The following is an 18,827-nucleotide window of genomic DNA, read 5'->3' on the forward strand; positions in this document are numbered from 1 at the left end:
ATATGGATATGTTAGAGATCATGCAGGCACTCAACGCCTGCCACGGCCCCTCCGGCAACGAGGGCCAGGTGGCTGCCGCCATCCGGACCCTGGCCGCCCCCTATGTGGACGAGATCACCACCGACGCTCTGGGCAACCTGATCTGCCACAAGCAGGGCACCGGCCCCCGGGTGATGTTTGCCGCCCACATGGACTCCATCGGCTTCATCATCACCCACATCGACGAGAATGGCTACCTGCGCTTCGGCCAGGTGGGCGGCCTGTCCGCCCACGATCTGCCCGGCACTCCCGTCCGGTTCCGCAACGGCACCCGGGGCGTGGTGGCGGTCCAGGGAAAGGTGGAGCCCAAGGACTGGAAACTGGATCACCTTTACATTGATATCGGCGCCAAGGATCAGGCCGAGGCCAAGACCATGGTGCAGGTGGGGGATACCGCCGTATTTGACACCACGCCCTTTGTCAGCGGCCGCAAGCTGTTTTCCCCCTATCTGGACGACCGCATTGCCTGCGCCATCCTGCTCTCCGCCATGGAGCGCATCAAGCGTGCCGACAACGACCTGTACTTTGTCTTTACCGTTCAGGAAGAGGTGGGTCTGCGGGGCGCCCGCACCGCCGCCTACGGCATCGCCCCTGACTACGGCATCGCCGTGGACGTGACCGACTCCGACGACATCCCCGACGCTCCCCACGAGTGCTCCAGCGTGGCGGGGAAGGGCGCCGCCATCAAAGTGATGGACAGCTCGGTCATCTGCCACCCGGCGGTGGTGAAAACCCTGGAGGATCTGGCACAGGCAAGGAATATTCCTTACCAGCGTGACATCCTCCGCTTCGGCGGTACCGACGCCGGCGCCATCCATCAGAGCCGCTCCGGCGTGTACACCGGCGGCATCTCGGTGGCCACCCGGTACGTCCACACCCCCATGGAGGTGGCCGACCTGGACGACATCGAGGCCTGCGTGGCCCTGACCGCCGCCTTCGCTCAGGCCAAGCTGGAGGCGTAATTTCTCTGAAAATGGCGGGACGTCTCCGACGTCCCGCCAAACCCACAAACCATAGATAGAACAGGATGGATCAAGGAAAATGTCTTTACAGATCAGCGACAAAGTAAAAGCCCTGGCGGCGCAGGCCCAGGCCGACCTGGCGGAGCAGTTCGCCCGCATCGACGCCATCGCCGAGGAGAACACCCAGAAGGTGCTCTCCGCCTTCCAGAAGCACCGGGTGGCGGAAGCCCACTTCGCCGGCACCACCGGCTACGGCTACGACGATCTGGGCCGGGATACCCTGGACCTGATCTTCGCCGACCTCTTCCACACCGAGGACGCCCTAGTGCGTGTGCAGTTCGTCAACGGCACCCACGCCATCTCCTGCGCCCTCTTCGGGGCCCTCAAGCCCGGCGACATTCTGGTGTCCGCCGTGGGCGCCCCCTACGACACCATGCTGGGTGTCATCGGCGTGGTGGACAAGGGACCCGGTTCCCTGAAGAGCTACGGCATCGAGTATAGGCAAGTAGATCTGGTTGACAATGCCCCCGACCCGGTGGGGTTGGCGGAGGCTGTACGCGACCCCCGGGTGAAGGCGGTGCTCATCCAGCGCTCCCGCGGCTACGCCACCCGTGCCTCGCTATCGGTGGCCGAGATCGGCGCGCTGGCCAAGGTGGTCAAGGACAATAACCCGGGCGCCGCCGTGCTGGTAGACAACTGCTACGGCGAGTTCGTGGAGACCATCGAGCCCACCCAGGTGGGGGCCGATCTGGTGGTGGGCTCCCTCATCAAGAACCCGGGCGGCGGTCTGGCCCCCACCGGCGGCTACATCGCCGGACGGCACGACCTCATTGAGGGGGCCGCCATGCGGCTCACCACCCCCGGCATCGGCAAGGAGTGCGGCTCCACCTTTGGGGCCAACCGCAGCCTCTATCAAGGACTTTTCCTTGCCCCCCACACCACCGCCCAGGCCGTCAAGACCGCCGTCTTTGCCGCCCGGATCATGGAGCTGCTGGGCTACCAGGTGGAGCCCGCCTCCGACGCGGTGCGCCACGACATCATCCAGATGGTCCACTTCGGCTCTCCCGAGCCTCTGAAAAAGTTCTGCAAGGGCATCCAGTTTGGCGCTCCGGTGGACTCCTACGTCACCCCCGAGCCCTGGGATATGCCGGGCTACGACTGCCCGGTCATTATGGCCGCCGGCGCCTTCATCCAGGGCGCTTCCATTGAGCTGTCCTGCGACGCCCCCATGCGGGAGCCTTACACCGCCTACTTCCAGGGCGGACTCACCTATGAGAGCGGCAAGGCCGGCGTTATGCTGGCGGTGGAGGAGCTGCTCAAGGATTAAGGCATAGGACGAACCGGCCCCCGCATAGCCTGCCCTGTGGGGGTGAGGCCATGAAACGGTCCTTGCGGATGTGGTCCCCCCGCCGCAGAATCCATGTCCGGCGGCGGGGAAGAGGCCTGCTGCTGGCGGCTGCGGTGGGGATCGGTCTGGCGCTGCTGGTGATCTGGCTGCTGGACGCCGCTCTGCGGCCCGCCGTCACCACCCTGGCTACCGTTCAGGCGCAGAATAAGATCACCGGCATCGTCAACGATGCGGTGACTGCCACCCTGGCCGACCAGGGGGTGGCCTATGCCGACCTGGTGACGGTGGAGCGGGACGAGAGCGGCAAGGTGTCCCTGCTGGCGGTGGACTCTGTCAAGCTGAATACCTTGCGTACGCAGATCCTGCAAGAGGTTCTGGAGCAGGTAGAGGGACTGGACGCCCAGGAGCTGGGGGTGCCGCTGGGCAGCCTCACCGGCTTCTCCACCGCCTCCGACTGGGGGCCCATGCTGCCGGTGGGCGTACAGGCGGCGGCGGTGCCACGGGCGGAGTTCTCCAACCAGTTTACCGCCCAGGGCATCAACCAGACCCTGCACCAGATCATGCTGGACATCACGGTGGAGGTCACCCTCCTCATCCCCGGCGGACGGGCGGAGACGAAGGTCACTGCCCAGGTGTGCGTGGCCGAGACTCTGCTGGTGGGGGAGGTACCCGACACCTATCTGGGGCTGCCCGCTGCCGGTTCGTAAGAAAAGCGTAAGACACGCCCTCTTTTTTCTGTGATATTATGTGTTCAGAAAAAAGGAGGCGGTCTTATGGAAACCCTGCTGTGGTATCTGGAGATCACACTGGACTATTTGAAGCAGATGCTGCCCTGTATGGCCATAGCCGCGGGCTGTTTTCTGGCCCTGCTGCATCACAGAAGGCGGGGGCTGTACCGCCGGGGGCTGCAAAGCGGCGTGGTGCGGGAGATCGGCCTCTTTGTATTTGTGCTCTTCTGCGCCGGGCTGGCGGCCCTGACGGTGTTCCCGTCCAACTTCTGGACGGTATCCCACTGGCAGGAGGCCTTTCAGGGGCTGCGGCCCTTTTTCCCCATCACGCCCCTGAGCCAGTCGGTGGGGTACATCGGCTGGACGCCCACCCTGTTCCGGGGGGACTCGCTGGGGGAGTGGGGCTTCTATATGGTGCTGGCTAACGCCCTGATCTTTGTGCCCATCGGCTTTTTTGTCAACCTGCTGTGGCGACGCCCCAGGTGGTGGAAGGGGCTGGCGGTGGGCTTCTGCGTGTCCTTTACCATCGAGTTTTTACAGCTGTTCGTCAACCGCTCCACCGATGTGGACGACCTGATCCTCAACACCACGGGGGCCTTCCTGGGCGGGTTCATCGCCCTGCTGCTGGGCAAGCTGGCCCCCAAACTCACCCGAAAATTCCAAGTGGAGGTCCGCCATGGACGAGAAACAGGAGATCCAAAGCCTGCGCCGGGAGCTGGAGCAGGCCAACTATGAATATTACGTGCTGGACAACCCCAGCATGAGCGACTACGACTTCGACCACAAGCTGCGCCGCCTGGAGGAGCTGGAGGCCAAGTACCCCGAGCTGGTGACCCCTGACTCGCCCACCCAGCGGGTGGGTGGCAAGGTGGCCGACGGCTTCGCCGAGGTCCACCACCGGGTCCCCCTGGAGAGCCTCCAGGACGTGTTCTCTTTTGAGGAACTGGCCGACTTCGGCCAGCGGGTCCAGGACGCCCTCACCGGCGGAATGGAGTACGACGTGGAGCCCAAGGTGGACGGGCTGTCGGTGGCGCTGGAGTACGAGAACGGCCTCTTCGTCCGGGGCGCCACCCGTGGCGACGGCCAGGTGGGGGAGGACGTGACCGAGAACCTCAAGACCATCCCCTCCATCCCCCTGCGTCTGCCCGAGGCCCTGCCCTCCCTCATCGTCCGGGGCGAGGTGTTCATGCCCAAGAAGAGCTTTGAGCAGCTCAACGCCGACCGGGAGCTGCGGGGCGAGGCCCTCTTCGCCAACCCCCGCAACGCCGCCGCCGGTTCCCTGCGGCAGCTGGACCCCAAGATCGCCGCCTCCCGCAAGCTGGACATCCGGGTGTTCAACGTCCAGTGGGCCGAAGGCAAGACTTTCACCACCCACACCGAAACCCTGGAATACTTGCAGGAACAGCGCTTTAAAGTGATTCCCCATTACACCTGTCATTCCATCCAGGAGGCGGCGGAGCGCATTGCCGCCCTGGGGGACGGCCGGGAGGAGTTCCCCTTTGACATCGACGGCGCGGTTGTGAAGGTAAACAATCTTGCGGACCGGACCACCCTGGGTTCCACCGCCAAATTCCCCCGGTGGGCCGCCGCCTACAAGTATCCCCCCGAGCAGAAGGAGAGCGTGGTGGAGGATATTGTGGTGCAGGTGGGACGGACCGGCGTCCTTACGCCCAAGGCGGTTGTAAAGGCGGTCCGCCTTGCAGGAACCACCGTCACCAACGCCACCCTCCACAACCAGGACTTCATCACCGAGAAGGACATCCGCATTGGGGACACGGTGCTGGTCCAGAAGGCGGGGGAGATCATCCCCGAGATCGTGTCGGTCATCAAGGACAAGCGGCCGGCCGGCACGGTACCGTATCATCTGCCCGACCACTGCCCGGTGTGCGGGGCTCCCGTGGCCCGGGATGAGGACGGGGCCCACATCCGCTGCACCGGCGCCGAGTGCCCCGCCCAGCGGCTGCGGCACATCGTCCACTTCGCCAGCCGGGACGCCATGGACATCGAGGGCCTGGGCCCCGCCGTGGTGGAGAGCCTGGTGGGTGCGGGGCTGGTGAAGGGTCCCGGCGACCTGTACAGCCTCACCGCCGACCAGGTGGAGCCTCTGGAGCGGATGGGCAAGAAGAGCGCGGAAAACCTGATGGCGGCCATTGAGAAGTCCAAGTCCGCCGGGCTGGGACGGCTGCTCTTCGCCTTTGGCATCCGCCAGGTGGGGCAGAAGGCGGGCAAGGTGCTGGCCGCCCGGTTCGGCACCCTGGACGCCCTCATGAACGCCGGTGAAGAGGCGCTCACCGCCGTGCCTGACATTGGCGGCATCACAGCCCAAAGCCTGCTGGACTGGTTTGCCAATGACCAGAGCCGCCACCTCATCGATGCCCTGCGGCAGGCGGGGGTGTCCTTCGACAGCACCGAGGCCCCGGTGGGGGATAAGCTGGCGGGGAAGACCTTTGTGCTCACCGGCACCCTGCCCACCATGGACCGGAAGGAGGCCGCCGCCCTCATCGAGGCCCAGGGAGGCAAGGTGAGCGGCTCGGTGTCCAAAAAGACCAGCTATGTGGTGGCCGGAGAGGCCGCCGGGTCCAAGCTGCAAAAAGCCAACGATCTGGGCATCCCGGTGCTCACCGAGGAGGAGCTGCTGGCTCTGCTGGGACAGGAATAAGACAAAAACCGCCGCCCTTGACGCTCCGGTCCAAAGCTGATACAATACTTCAAATACTGATCATGAAAGAACGGAAGGAGCGGGCGGCATGGTGCTGGCGGTAGACGTAGGCAATTCCACCACCACGGTGGGTCTGTTTGACGGGGAGGGCAAGCTGCTCTTCCGGGCCACCCTGGAGACCTCCCGGAGCAAGACCCGGGACCAGTGCGCCATCGACCTGCTGGGGGTGTTCCGGCTTTACGACGCCGACATCAAAGCAGTGGACGGGGCCATCCTGTCCAGCGTGGTGCCTCCGCTCACCGCCATCTTTACCGATGTGCTGACCCGGCTCACCGGCAAGACGCCCATGGTAGTGGGACCCGGCATCAAGACCGGACTCAACATCCGGGCAGAGATCCACAACCAGCTGGGCAGCGATATCGTGGCCTCGGCAGTGGCGGCCATTGCCGCCTATCCCAGTCCCATCGTCATGGTGGATATGGGAACCGCCACCTCGGCCTCCCTGATCGCGGGCAGCGTGTATGAGGGGTGCGTCATCATGCCCGGCCTGACCCTGGCGCTGGAGGCCATGTGGGACCGGGCGGACGCTCTGCCGCCCATCTCCCTGGAGACCACCGCCCCGGTGGAGCTGCTGGGCCGCACCACCGAGGAGGCCATGCGCTCCGGCGCACTCTACGGCCACGCCGCCATGCTGGACGGGGTCATTGACCGCATGGAGGAGGCTGCGGGCAGCCCCGTCACCGTGGTGGCCACCGGCGGCAGCGCCCCCCGCATCCTGCGCTACTGCAAGCGCACCGTCCACTACGACGCCGACCTGGTGATGCGGGGGCTCTACCTGCTCCACCAGAAGAACAGCCGGAAGCCCAGGAGGGCCTGACCTGGTACTCAACGGCATACCGCCGTGGGTAAATATAAGTGCGCTGCATCCTCAAAGAGGAGCGGCAGCAGGAGGTAAGTACCATGAGAACAAACGAAAAAACCAGACGCCTGACCGGACTGGCCCTGATGACGGCCATCATCATTGTCCTGCAGGTAGTCGCCAGCTTCATCAAGTTCGGTCCCTTCACCATCACACTGGCTCTGGCCCCCATCATCATCGGCGCGGCCCTGTACGGCGCGGGCGCAGGCGCCTGGCTGGGCGGCGTGTTCGGCGTGGTGGTACTCATCGCCTGCATCGCAGGCTGGGACGGAGGCGGCAACATCCTGTTCACCGCCAACCCGCTGCTCACCGCCGCCCTGTGCATCGTCAAGGGCGCCGCCGCCGGCTTTGTGTCCGGCCTGGTGTTCCGGGGCCTGTCCCGCCGCTCCCCCATGGGGGCTTCCATCGCCGCCGGTATCGTCTGCCCGGTGGTGAATACCGGCATCTTTGTGGCGGCCCTTCTTCTGCTGTTCCCTGATACACTGACAGCCTGGGCCACTGCGGACGGAAAGGACATTGTTACCTATATCATTCTGGTGCTCACCGGCGTCAACTTCGTGCTGGAGCTGGCCATCAACCTGGTCCTCAGCACCGTCATCGCGCGGGTGGTGGGGGCCAGAAAGCGGTCCTGACATCCCAATCTGACAGAGGGCGGCCTGAAGGCCGCCCTCTTTTTTGCTGACCGGCAGTTCATTTTGCATTTCAATCTCTTTACTCATTCAAAAACCCGGAAGTTTTTCAAATAAGGACTTGCAATTTTGCAAGTCGGCGCATATAATATGTCAAGAAAATGTATGATAAGGGAGAGATTCCATTGAAAGAGCTGTCCAGGATCGCAGAGGCCGTCCAGGCGTCCACCACCATGGCCATTGACGCCATGTTCAAGCAGATGAAGGCCGACGGCATCGACGTCATCGGTTTCGGCGCCGGTGAGCCCGACTTTGACACCCCCGACGCCATCAAGGAGGCGGGCATTGCCGCCATCCAGAACAATGTGACCCGCTACACCCCCGCCGCCGGTACCGTGGAGCTGCGTCAGGCGGTGTGCGACCGCATGAAGGCCGACTACGGCCTGGACTACAAGAGCGCCCAGGTGGTGGTGAGCAGCGGCGCCAAGCACCTGGTGTACCTGGCTCTGCGGGCCATCGTCAACCCCGGCGACGAGGTCATTCTGCCCGCGCCCTACTGGGTCAGCTACATTGAGCTCATCAAGATGGTGGGCGGCGTGCCCGTGGTGGTCACCGCCACCGAGGCCGAGCACTTCAAACTCACCGCCGACAAGCTGGAGGGGGCCATCACCGACAAGACCAAGGCCATCATCCTCAACAACCCCTCCAACCCCACCGGCATGATGTACAGCAGGGAGGAGCTGGAGGCCCTGGAGGCTGTGTGCGCCAAGGCCGACCTGTACGTCATCTCCGACGAGATCTACGCCTGCCTGGTGTACGACGGCCGGGCGTTTACCAGCTTCGCCTCCCTCAGCGAGGACGCCAAGGAGCGCACCATCCTCATCAACGGCGTGTCCAAGGCCTACGCCATGACTGGCTGGCGCATCGGCTACGCCTGCGCCAATGAGAAGGTCGCCAAGATCATGGCCAACTACGTCAGCCACTCCACCGGCTCCCCGGTGGCCATCTCCCAAAAAGCCTCCGCCGCCGCCCTCAGCGGTCCCCAGGATGAGGTGCTCACCATGAAGAAGGCCTTTGAGGAGCGCCGCAATTTCATCGTCAGGGAGATGAACGCCATCCCCGGCGTCAGCTGCATCATGCCCGAGGGCGCTTTCTATGTGATGATGAACCTGAACGAGCTCATCGGCAAGACCATCCACGGCGTGGAGATCACCAACGACGATGTGTTTGCCGACGCCTTCCTGAAGTACGGCCTGGTGGCCGTGGTGCCCGGCTCCGGCTTCGGCGCACCCAACTTCGTCCGCTGGTCCTACGCCACCTCCATGGACAACATCAAGGAGGGCCTGGCCCGTCTGAAGAAGTTCCTGGCGGAGGAGTAAGCCCCGCCATGTGAAAAGAGACCGCCGATGGCGGTCTCTTTTTTGTGGGCGTGGAGCTCCATCCACCCCCCCTCATCCGGCCCTGTGGGCCACCTTCCCCCCTGAGGGGGGAAGGTCATGACAAAATCCCCGCCAATCCGCCTTGGGCCGTTGACTTCCCGGGGGAAGGATGGATATAATATAGGGTACGCATTCGATAAGGAGTGAACTGTCCATGAGAATGGTGCTGGCCATCATTTTGTGCAAGATCCTGCGCTTCGTGGGCAAGCTGGTAGGGAAGGGCAGCAGCCTGCCCGGCCAATTTGCCTTAAAACTGTGCCCTGACGTGCTACGGCGGGTAAAGCTGCCCTCCTACGTCATCGCCGTCACCGGCTCCAACGGCAAGACCTCCACCGTGGAGATGATTGCCTCGGTGCTGCGTGCGGCGGGGAAGGACGTGGTGTACAACGCCGAGGGCTCCAACCAGATCGAGGGCGTCACCACCCTGATCCTCACCCACTGCACCCTGGGGGGAAAGATGAAGGGGGACGTGCTGCTGCTGGAGAGCGACGAGCGCTACGCCCGCCACAGCTTCAAGTGGTTCCATCCCACCCATTTCGTCATCACCAACCTGTACCGGGATCAGCTCACCCGCAACGGCCATCCCGAGTGGGTATATGACGCCATCCTGCCCGCCATCCACGACGATACCACCCTGGTGCTCAACGCCGACGACCCCCTGGTGTCCTGCTTCGCTCAGGGCCACGAGAAGGTCAAATGGTTCGGCCTGGAGGCCTGGGAGGGGGCTACCAAGGAGCATCACGGGGTCTATGACGACGGCGCCCGGTGCCCGGTATGTAAAGGGAAAATGGAGTACACCCTTTACCACTACAATCAGGTGGGCCACTACCGCTGTACCGCCTGCGGCCACCACCGCCACGATCCCGACTTTGCCGCCACCAGTCTGGACTTGAAGGAGGGCAAGCTGGTGCTGGACGGGGATACCGAGATTGCCCTCAGCTTCCGCAGCATCTACAACGTGTACAACATCCTGGCGGCCTGGTCTCTGTGCCGGCTGTGCGGGGTGGACAAGAAAACCATTGCCGACGTGCTGGGCAGCTACATCCTGAAGAATGGCCGGATGGTCACCTTCACCCTGGGCAAGCACCACGGCACCCTGCTCACCAGCAAGCACGAGAACTCGGTGGCCTATGACACCAACCTGCGCTACATCAAGGACACCGGCAAGGACTGCTCGGTGCTGGTCATTGTGGACGCCATCAGCCGCAAATACTTCACCGGCGAGACCAGCTGGCTGTGGGACATCGACTTCGATCAGCTCTCCGCTCCCCATGTCAAGCGTGTGGTGCTGTGCGGCAAGTACGTCAACGACCTGGCCCTGCGGTTTGACTGCTCGGCGGTGCCTCAGGACAAGATCACCTGCCTGGACACCGTGACCCAGGCGGCGGAGCTGCTGGAACAGGACGGGGAAGAGGACCTGTATGTGGTCACCTGCTTCTCCGACCGGGACAAGCTGCTCAGCCGGGTCCAGCGGACGGAGTAAGGAGGGGTGGACATGAAGATCAAACTGCTGCATCTCTACCCCGAGGCCATGAGCCTGTACGGGGAGTACGCCAATCTCACTTTGCTGTCCCGCTATCTCACCTGGCGGGGGGCTGAGGTGGAAGTCAAGGCCGTGGGCTGTGACGAGGCTCCCGACTTTACCGGGGCCGACCTCATTTACATGGGGGCGGGCACCGAGCGCACCCAGAAGGCAACCCTGGGCTGGCTGGCCCCTTATAAAGCCGCCCTGAAAGAGGCGGCGGAGGGTTCTCTGGTGCTCTTCACCGGCAATGCCATGGAGCTGCTGGGGGGTTCCATCACCGACCAGAAGGGAACGGTGCATGAGGGACTGGGCTTTGGGGGCTTTGCCACCGTGGAGACCGACAAGCGGGTACCCCACGACGCCATCGCCAAAACCGGCCTGTTCCCCGAGCCGGTGGTGGGCTTTATGAACAAGTGCTCCCATACCAGCGGGGTAGAGACCCCGATCTTTGAGGCCATGACCATGGGCATGGGCAATGAGAAGGAGGGAGGCCCGGAGGGCTTCCGCCAGGGCAACGTGGCGGGCACTCATATCACCGGGCCGGTGCTGGTGAAGAACCCGGCCTTCCTGGCCTGGATTGCAGAGCGCATCCTGGAGAACAGGGGGGAGACCCTGCCGGTGCCGGCGGACAAGCCGGACTGGCTGATCCACGCCGAAAAGGCCTACCAGGTCACCCTGGAGGAGCTGTCCGCCCTGGCGCACAAGTGAAGATAGGAAAAATGGCCGCCAAATGGCGGCCATTTTTTGTTATAAACCTTCCCCCCACAGGGGGGAAGGTGGCCCGCAGGGCCGGATGAGGGGGCCTTCCGAATGTGCGTACCCGCTGTCCATCGCCCGGGCCACGGGTAGAATCGGGGTGAAATCCTTGACCGGGCACAGGGGATGGGTTATGATGGAGATAGAGGAAGAAAAGACCGTGTTATGCGATCAGACTTGGAACAGGGAGGGATACGATGAAATTCACTCGAAGGTTGTGCGCGTTTGTTTTGACGGGGACGCTCTTGTCTGGTGGCCTTTTCAGTCTACCCGCCCGGGCGGCGGAGGGCGGGGATGTTCTGTGGTTGGACACCTTTGATGAGATCTACTCCTTCAGCTGCGGCTATGCCTATGTGAGCAAGGGGAATACGAGCTACTTTGTGAACCCCTCCGGGGTCCGGCTGGCGGTGGACCCAGCCCTGGACTGCGTGGGTCCCTTCCAGAATGGATTTGCGCCGGTTCGACCCGCTGGAACAAAGAAACCGACAGAATATCCTCAGACTTTGGGCTGGATGGGCTTGGATGGGACACTGGCGCTGCCGTTTGATTCCTTCGATACTTGCTATGCCGCCTTTCAACGCAACACCCTGTTTACTACCGGGAGAGACGGACAGCCGGTCACCCTGGGGGCGGATGGTCAGGTGATTGCCCAGGCCCCTGATAATCTGATCCTGACAGATCTCCCCTGGGCCAACTACAACGGTCTTGTTCCTGTCTATGAGGTCCAAGAGGACGGAAACCTCAAGCTGGGCTTTGCGGACCGGAACTGGGTGCTTGTGATCCCGCCCCAATACGACAACAGCTATTCCGGCTTTACCCAGGGGGGAGCGCTGGTCTCCCAGCCGGATACCGATGATTATTACTACATCAACTGCCAGGGGGAAAAGATTTGGGGACCGATTACCTGGGAGGACGATGGTTGGCTTGAGATCACCAGCGGTTTTTGGGATGGATTGCTGTCTGTCCCGGACGAAAACGGAATGTGGGGCGCGGTGGACACCCACGGCGAACTGGTGATTCCATATGAATATGAGCAGCCCTTCTATTTCTCCTCCGGGTATGCTTTTGTGGTCAAAGAGGGAACGCTGCAGGTTATTGATACCTCCGGTGAAGCGCTGCTCACCGATGCCGCCGTTTCTCCTGATCCCAGCGGATTCTCCTATTCCTATTCTGAGGGTCTGGCCGCCGTCTGTAACGGCGGGAAGTGGGGCTATATGGACACTTCCGGTCAGATGGTGATCCCCTGCGTGTATGCCGACGCGCTGCCTTTTTCTGAGGGCCTGGCCTGGGTCCAGCGGGAGGACGGCGTGTGGGGCATTCTGAAAAGCCCGCTGGCGAAGCAAAGCAGCTGGGCAGAGGAGGAGATCCGCCGGGCCTATGTGCGTGAGATCGTCACAGAACGGACTGCCTGTAATTTACAGTCCTCTCTGACCCGGCTCCAGTGCGCCGAACTGATGGTCAACCTGGCGGAACTGACCACCGGGCGGCCCATTTTGGAGGGCGAGGCCAACCGCTTCACGGACACCAAGGACTGGATGGCCCGAAAGGGGGCGGCAGCCGGGATCATTGAAGGGGTGGAGGATGGCAGCAAATTTGCCCCCGATGCAGTTGTGACCCGGGAACAGCTGGCAGCCATGCTGTACCGGACCATCCAATACATCCGGCAGGAGACAGGGAAGGGGGCGCTGGAGACCGGCAGCCTGTCTGGCTATACCGACGCCGCCCAGGTCTCTCCCTGGGCGCAGGAGGCCATGGCCGCGCTCCATGCCGCCGCTATTTTGAAGGGCACCTCCGGCACCACCTTGTCGCCCAAGGACACCACCACCGTGGAGCAGGGGATTCTGCTGGCCCTGCGGGCCTATGAAATAACGACTTCATAAAGTAATTTTTTGCAGAGAGAAGGGAAAATATGCTAAATGATGCAGCTTGTGACCGCTCTTTTAGGAGCGTTCGCTCCTTTGCGGAAGCGTGCGGCGGTTCGCCTGATAGTTTCTATCAGAAAGTAGATGCCCTGGTTCATTGTAATGATAATGACAGGGAATATTTGTACCGGGGGATTGACATAAACATCAGCTACCACTTTGGTTATATGGATTATCAGGTGGAGTTGATATGGGAGGATGACAGCAGCCAGCCGGATTATAAGAGCATTGGGTTACACGGAAAATATTCGACGAACTGGCAGGAGTTCTCGGTCTGTGAAGATAAATTATCTTTTATGGACGGCAGCAATAGAATAAGCATATTTGTCAGAAAATAAGGATAGGGGCGTAAATGCGCCCCTATCCTTCGTTATTCTCGTCCTTTTTGTTCTTTTTCCGGGCCTTGCCCAGGGGATTGGCACGGGCGGCGGCACGGAGGTTCTCGTTGTCCACATGGGTATAGATCTGGGTGGTGTTCAGGTTCTCGTGGCCCAGCACCTCCTGCAAGGTCCGCACGTCCACGCCGTTTTGCAGCATCAGGGTGGCGGCGGTGTGGCGCAGCTTATGGCTGGAGTAGAGAGACGGGTCCAGACCCGCTTTCAGCAGCCGCTGTTTTACCATATAATGGACCGCCGCCGTGGTCATGCGGGTGTGGGAGCGGGTGAGGAAGAGGGCGTTTTTGTCCGCCGCCGCCTGGTTGTTCCGCTCCTCCAGCCAGTCGTCCAGCGCCTCCCGGCAGGCTTCATTGAGGAAAATCATCCGTTCTTTGTTGCCTTTGCCCAGCACACGGAGCTGTTCCTGCCGGACATCGGTCAGGTTAAGACCAACTAACTCTGAAATTCGCAGCCCGCAGTTGAGAAACAGGATCAAAATGCAGTAATCTCTGGCCCGGTTGGGCTCGTCCACGGCCTCCAGCAGCATGATGGACTCGTCCAGAGACAGATACCGGGGCAGGGATTTCTTCAGCCGGGGGGAATCCAGGTCCTGCATGGGGTTTTCACCGATCAGCTTGGCCTTGCTGGAGAGATACTTATAAAAGGAGCGGATGGCGGCGATCTTGCGGGCCCGGGCGGAGGGTTCCAGGCCGTAGCCGGAGGTGGGACTGTTGGCGTGCTTGACCCGGTCACGGCTGAGGTAGCTCATGTAGCTGTACACGTCACTGAGATTCACCGAACGGGCCAGATCCAGATCCAGGTCGTCGATATCGATCTGATCCAGCGGCGTGTCCCGAGGCACCCGGCCTTTTTCAAGTTTGATGTAGCGGAAGAAGTTGCGCAGATCCAGATAGTATTCGTCCACGGTTTTCTTGGAGTGGCCCTGAATGGTCTCGTGGTAGACCAGGAAGTTGCGGAGCAGCTCAGGAGCGGTCAATTTGTAGTCATTATGGTCCATGGGGGCTTTCCCCCTCCTCTCAACTCAACAAAATTTTTATTTTGTTGAGTTCGTAGTTGAGGTCCAGAGGGGTCCCTCCAGCCGGCCCCGGCCAGGCCTCAGACGGCCCGGCTCCGCCGGCGGCTGCTGCAACAAAATAAAAAATGCTGTTGTATGTGTTTGTTTGTCCGTTCCGAACAGACACGCCCGGTTCAGGCGGGCCGATGTGGGCATCGGCCCCTACGGCAATTCCGAAACGATGCCGTCACAACTCAACGATACCATCCCGGCGGACCTTTGTCAATCCGCCGGACTGCCGCCGGTCAGCAGCGTCTGCATCCGTTTGACACGCCCCGCTGTTTTTTCCCGCCGCAGACTGGTTCCGTCAAAGCAAACCGGCACACACCGCTCCAGCACCCGGTCATGGATGCGGCTGTCGTCCCGGTCGGCGTTTTTCAGCTCCTTCAGAGTCAGATTGGTGGTCACCACCATGGGCCGCCCGGACAGATACCGGCGGTTGATGATCTCGTACACCTGTTCCCGGGCGTAGGGCGTAAGGTTTTGCCCGCGCCCGCCGGGCCCCAGAACAGCAGGCCCATGTTCTCCCGACGCATCTCCGGCCAGTGCTCCACATACTGCCTGGCCCAGGCCAGCTGAGGCACCGCCCCGTTGTCCTTGTCGAAGGTACAGGCCATCAGCCCCTGGGCCGAGCCGAACACCCGCTTGCGCTTTTGCTGGATGCGGTTGGCTTTTTCCCGTTCCATAGCCTCCCGCAGCCGTTCCTCCCGATCCATCATAAACTCTCCCCCTCTCTATATTGATAAGAATAGTTGTTCTCTTTTTGTAGTTCCCTCAGGTTGTTAGGGGACGCTTTTCCGACCTGGTCATGGTCCGGTTTCCGACCGGGTCCCGGTCGGTTTTTCGGCCCGCTCCCGGTCAAAAAAGCGTCCTCGGGCAGGGACAAAAAAATTTGGCTGGCCTCCCCCCTCCTTGGCGTCACCCGCCGGATCAGGCCCGCCTGTTCCAGTTCCTTCAGCCGCTTCTTGACCACTGTGGTTCCCCGCCCCAGCGCCGACGCCAGCCTGGCGATGGGATAGCGCACATACACCCACCCCTCCTCTGACCACCAGCCGTTCTTCTGGGACAGGGTGGCCCGATCCAGCAGCAGAGCGTAGAGCAGCAGGGCCGTCCCCGACAGATCCAGCTCCAGCAGCGGCCTGGGCAGGGGCAGATAGTTGGTCAGCGCCCCCTCCCTGCCGTAGCGCACCAGCTTCATGGGCCTCCCCCCTTTCACCTGTAGGGTGTTTGGGGGGATTTGTTGTATGTTTGGGTACATCCAGCGGCAAAAAAAGACCTTCCCCACAGGGAAGGTCTTTGAAATAGCTATGAGATTACCCCTCCAGAGCGAAGAGGGCGGCGCCCAGAGCACCGTTGAGCTGGGCCCGGTCGGAGACGATGAGATCCACCCCCAGCTCCCGCTGGATGGCCTCCACCACGCCCCGGTTCTTGGACACGCCGCCGGTCATCATATAGTTGCTCTCGCCCCCCAGGCGGCGGCACAGGGCGGCGGTGCGGGAGGCCACCGACTGGTTCAGGCCGTGGATGATGTCCCCCCGGTCCTTGTTCTGGGCGATGAGGGACACCACCTCCGACTCGGCAAAGACGGTGCACATGGAGGAAATGGCGATGTCCTCCTTCCACTCCAGCCCGGCCCAGCTCATCTCCTCCATGGACAGCTCCAGGGTGCGGGCCATCAGCTCCAGAAAGCGGCCGGTACCGGCGGCACACTTGTCGTTCATCAGGAAGTTGACCACGTTGCCCTGGTCGTCCAGCCGGATCACCTTGCTGTCCTGACCGCCGATGTCGATGATGGTGCGCACAGTGGAATCCAGGAAGTAGGCTCCCTTGGCGTGGCAGGTGATCTCGGTGATGGACTTGTCCCCCATCTGGATGGCGGAGCGCCCGTAGCCGGTGGTGACGGTGGCGGCGATGTCCGCCTCGGTCAGCCCCGCCTGTTTGAGGGCCTGCTCCAGGGCACGCTCCGCTCCCGCCAAGGCCCCCGCCCCGGTGGGCAGAATCACCCCCGCCACCAGCTGGCGGTTGCGGTCCAGAATGGCCACATCCGTGCTGGTGGACCCGCTGTCGATGCCCACATAATACCGTCCGCCGCTCATGGCGCTCCCTCCTTTTTTCGCTGTGGTTTGTGCCGGGACCATGGTCTCGGCAAAGGCCTCCAGCCGGGTACGCAGCTGTCCGCTGCTCCCCGCCGTATAGTCCGACTCCAGCTTGAGCATGGGCACGGTGAGCTCATGGCGCAGGCCGGAGTATTCAAAGCCGTAGTAGTCACAGAATTTCACCGTATGGTACACCACACCCTTGAGATGGGGGTCGTTGACCAGCTGCCGCCGCCCGGCGGCGTCGGTCATCCGCATACAGGGGATCTGCTCCAGCAGAGCCCCGGCGTACCAGCCCATCAGGGCGTCAAAGTCCCCACCCTCCGGCGGCGGGGCCACGCTGCGGTTGTAGACGCAGGTGTCGTTGCGTACCGGCAGGGGGAGCGCCTCCTCCATGGCCGCAAAGAGCTTGTCCCCTACCCTGCCTCCCAGCACGCTGAGGTAGGGCTCTGTAGGCCGGTCCAGGGGCGTGAAGGCCGCCCGGAAAGCTGTTTCGTCAAACTTGGTGCCCTTGTAGGCCCCGTAGGCCTCCGCCAGAGCCAGCAGCTCCCCCTTCATCCGGGTTTTGGCGCAGTCGCCTCCGCAGTGGAGCAGGTCCATCAGGTAGAGGAAGTCCAGCTTGCCGTGCCGGAGCAGGATGTCGTACACGCTGCGGATCACGTCGCAGCAGTTGACCAGCACCAGCTCTCGTACCTGCCCGGACAGGCAGGCCTCCAGCACCGCCTTGCCGAAGCCGCACAGGTTGGGGTGGCCCAGCTGGTCGCTGAGGGGGAAGGAGTCGGGCATCTGGTCCAGCACCACGCACTCTCCCCCCAGGGCGCGCAAAAGTTCCACCGGGGTGTATTTACAGATATAGTGGGTCATGCCTGTCCCCCCTTTCCCTGTTTCAGCAGCTCCACAAAGGCCTCCATGCGGGTGGCCAGCTGGCCCTCGCCGCCGTGGCTGCGGTCGCAGCCGTCGCCGTCCAGCACCAGGGTGGGGATGCCGGCGGCCTCAAAGGTCTCCTTGGCCAGCTGTGCCCCGCCCAGGGTGTGCTTGCAGCCCCAGTGGCAGAACCACACCGCTCCGTCTGCCTTGAGCTGGCGGGCGGCCTCCAGCCCCTTCTCAATGCGCCGGGACACCGGGCCGTTAAAGGCGGAGTACACCACCCGCTGGGCCATGGCCTCATAGGGGTCGGCGGAAAAGGCGGGCTGGATGCCCTCAAAGCACATATCGCACCCCACGATCTGCACGTCCCGGTTGAAGTCGGTGACCTGCCGCAGGGGGGCCACCCAAAAGGGGGTGGTGTGGTGCCACAGCAGCCGCACCCCCTCCGCCGGGGCCGCCGATTCCGTGTCCTTCAGGCACTGGAGGGTGAAGGCCTCGGTTTCCGGGGTGCCCAGAAGAATATGGAGGGCGAAGGCGGCGAACATCTCCCCCGTCATCTCACAGGGGATGCACTTGTCCGCCTTCAGGGTCAGATAGCGGTGGTAGTTGGCCAGGCTCCGGTTGCTGCGCTCCACCGTCTCCTCCAGGGCGGACTGGCTCAGCTTCTGGCCGGTCTGTTTCTCCAGAAAGGCCACCATGTCCCGCAGCTGGTCGGCCACATAGTCCACGGCGCTCTGGTCGGTGCGGTAGGGCACGTCCACCATGAAGTGGGGCACGTCAAAATACTCCGCCAGCCGCCGGAAGGTGAGCAGATTGGCGTCGCAGGCCAGGGTGGTGGACAGAATGAACCGGGGCTTGGGCATCAGGCCCTTCTCCGCCGCCCCGATGAAGATTTTATGATAGGAGCAGAAGGTCTCGGGCAGGCCCTCGCTCTCGGCGTGGCGGAGGAAGGCCCCCTCCGCCTGGGTGCCGGACAGGAAGCAGCCGAAGCCCTCGCAGGAGTAAGGGGACAGCCCCAGCACCTGGAGGGGCTCGCAGGGCAGAAACAGGCTGACCATAGCCGCCCTGTCCGGGTGGGCCAGGGGCGCGATCATGGAGTTCATGGTCTGGACCGCCACCATCTGGGCGGACTTGGTGGTCAGCTTGCCGGGGGCCAGCTTTAATTGCAGGTTTTTGGCCCGGTAGCCGGTGGTGAGCCATTTCCGGGCCTTGTCCGGGTCTTTGTCGCACAGGGCCTGGATCCAGGCCCCGAAGGATGTGACGATGTCTTTCATGGGGTACCTCGTTTGGGAAGAAATAAATGAGGGCGGGCGGGGTTATGCGGGCAGCCATAAAGGCCGCCCCTACGCTAAATTCCAGGCCCGCCCATTACCTTCCCCCCACAGGGGGGAAGGTGGCCCGCAGGGCCGGATGAGGGGGACTTTCAGGCCATATCAGGGTACGCGGGCGACCATAAATGCCGCCCCTACAAAGGCACCAAAACCGGCCC

At 62.6% G+C, this 18,827-nt stretch carries 18 protein-coding genes; 12 read left to right on the forward strand and 6 right to left on the reverse strand.

Annotated elements, in window-relative coordinates:
* Nucleotides 1-2 precede the first annotated feature (2 nt).
* From WHJ28_RS01795 to WHJ28_RS01850, 12 genes are all read left to right on the forward strand, one after another.
* Nucleotides 3-1,001 (forward strand): M42 family metallopeptidase, encoded by a 999-nt coding sequence (locus WHJ28_RS01795; protein ID WP_340039361.1) that lies wholly within the window; start codon nucleotides 3-5, stop codon nucleotides 999-1,001.
* 79 nt (nucleotides 1,002-1,080) lie between these two features.
* On the forward strand, nucleotides 1,081-2,328 hold the full coding sequence (locus WHJ28_RS01800; RefSeq protein WP_340039362.1) for a methionine gamma-lyase family protein: 1,248 nt from the start codon (nucleotides 1,081-1,083) through the stop codon (nucleotides 2,326-2,328).
* Nucleotides 2,329-2,378: 50 nt separating this feature from the next.
* Nucleotides 2,379-3,056, forward strand: a complete 678-nt coding sequence (yunB, locus tag WHJ28_RS01805) for a sporulation protein YunB (protein ID WP_340039364.1) — start codon at nucleotides 2,379-2,381, stop codon at nucleotides 3,054-3,056.
* 66 nt (nucleotides 3,057-3,122) lie between these two features.
* Nucleotides 3,123-3,812, forward strand: coding sequence for a VanZ family protein (locus WHJ28_RS01810; RefSeq protein ID WP_340039365.1), 690 nt, complete (start codon nucleotides 3,123-3,125; stop codon nucleotides 3,810-3,812).
* A complete protein-coding gene (gene ligA, locus WHJ28_RS01815; protein WP_340039366.1) occupies nucleotides 3,754-5,736 on the forward strand; it encodes an NAD-dependent DNA ligase LigA in 1,983 nt (660 codons plus the stop codon). Before WHJ28_RS01810 ends, ligA begins: the two co-directional genes overlap by 59 nt.
* A gap of 88 nt (nucleotides 5,737-5,824) precedes the next feature.
* A complete protein-coding gene (locus tag WHJ28_RS01820) occupies nucleotides 5,825-6,613 on the forward strand; it encodes a type III pantothenate kinase (RefSeq protein ID WP_340039368.1) in 789 nt (262 codons plus the stop codon).
* Nucleotides 6,614-6,696: 83 nt separating this feature from the next.
* Complete coding sequence (locus tag WHJ28_RS01825) at nucleotides 6,697-7,287, forward strand: ECF transporter S component (protein ID WP_340039369.1); 591 nt, start codon at nucleotides 6,697-6,699, stop codon at nucleotides 7,285-7,287.
* Between the two features lie 182 nt (nucleotides 7,288-7,469).
* Nucleotides 7,470-8,663, forward strand: a complete 1,194-nt coding sequence (locus WHJ28_RS01830; RefSeq protein WP_340039370.1) for a pyridoxal phosphate-dependent aminotransferase — start codon at nucleotides 7,470-7,472, stop codon at nucleotides 8,661-8,663.
* A gap of 214 nt (nucleotides 8,664-8,877) precedes the next feature.
* Complete coding sequence (locus WHJ28_RS01835; protein ID WP_340039371.1) at nucleotides 8,878-10,206, forward strand: MurT ligase domain-containing protein; 1,329 nt, start codon at nucleotides 8,878-8,880, stop codon at nucleotides 10,204-10,206.
* Nucleotides 10,207-10,218: 12 nt separating this feature from the next.
* Entirely contained in the window at nucleotides 10,219-10,956 is a 738-nt protein-coding gene (locus WHJ28_RS01840) for a hypothetical protein (protein ID WP_340039372.1), read from the forward strand.
* Nucleotides 10,957-11,201: 245 nt separating this feature from the next.
* Nucleotides 11,202-12,884 (forward strand): WG repeat-containing protein, encoded by a 1,683-nt coding sequence (locus WHJ28_RS01845; RefSeq protein ID WP_340039373.1) that lies wholly within the window; start codon nucleotides 11,202-11,204, stop codon nucleotides 12,882-12,884.
* Nucleotides 12,885-12,913: 29 nt separating this feature from the next.
* Entirely contained in the window at nucleotides 12,914-13,264 is a 351-nt protein-coding gene (locus WHJ28_RS01850) for a hypothetical protein (RefSeq protein WP_340039375.1), read from the forward strand.
* A 22-nt stretch (nucleotides 13,265-13,286) separates the two neighbouring features.
* Here WHJ28_RS01850 and WHJ28_RS01855 read toward each other — a convergent pair whose 3' ends face one another.
* The 6 genes from WHJ28_RS01855 to WHJ28_RS01880 all read right to left on the reverse strand — a co-directional run bounded on the left by WHJ28_RS01855 (nucleotide 13,287) and on the right by WHJ28_RS01880 (nucleotide 18,612).
* Nucleotides 13,287-14,318: a tyrosine recombinase XerC gene (locus tag WHJ28_RS01855; RefSeq protein WP_340039376.1), complete on the reverse strand. Its 1,032-nt coding sequence runs from the start codon at nucleotides 14,316-14,318 to the stop codon at nucleotides 13,287-13,289.
* A gap of 279 nt (nucleotides 14,319-14,597) precedes the next feature.
* On the reverse strand, nucleotides 14,598-14,783 hold the full coding sequence (locus WHJ28_RS01860; RefSeq protein ID WP_340039377.1) for a hypothetical protein: 186 nt from the start codon (nucleotides 14,781-14,783) through the stop codon (nucleotides 14,598-14,600).
* On the reverse strand, nucleotides 14,780-15,094 hold the full coding sequence (locus WHJ28_RS01865) for a P-loop NTPase family protein (RefSeq protein WP_340039378.1): 315 nt from the start codon (nucleotides 15,092-15,094) through the stop codon (nucleotides 14,780-14,782). The genes WHJ28_RS01860 and WHJ28_RS01865 overlap by 4 nt, the downstream gene beginning before the upstream one ends.
* Nucleotides 15,091-15,573, reverse strand: coding sequence for a replication initiator protein A (locus tag WHJ28_RS01870; RefSeq protein ID WP_340039380.1), 483 nt, complete (start codon nucleotides 15,571-15,573; stop codon nucleotides 15,091-15,093). Before WHJ28_RS01870 ends, WHJ28_RS01865 begins: the two co-directional genes overlap by 4 nt.
* Nucleotides 15,574-15,688: 115 nt before the next feature.
* Nucleotides 15,689-17,335, reverse strand: a complete 1,647-nt coding sequence (locus tag WHJ28_RS01875) for an acyl-CoA dehydratase activase (protein WP_340039381.1) — start codon at nucleotides 17,333-17,335, stop codon at nucleotides 15,689-15,691.
* Nucleotides 17,332-18,612 (reverse strand): 2-hydroxyacyl-CoA dehydratase subunit D, encoded by a 1,281-nt coding sequence (locus tag WHJ28_RS01880; RefSeq protein ID WP_340039383.1) that lies wholly within the window; start codon nucleotides 18,610-18,612, stop codon nucleotides 17,332-17,334. The genes WHJ28_RS01875 and WHJ28_RS01880 overlap by 4 nt, the downstream gene beginning before the upstream one ends.
* Between the last annotated feature and the right edge of the window lie 215 nt (nucleotides 18,613-18,827).

The sequence above is a fragment of the Flavonifractor porci genome (assembly GCF_037572415.1).
Lineage (GTDB): Bacteria > Bacillota > Clostridia > Oscillospirales > Oscillospiraceae > Flavonifractor > Flavonifractor porci.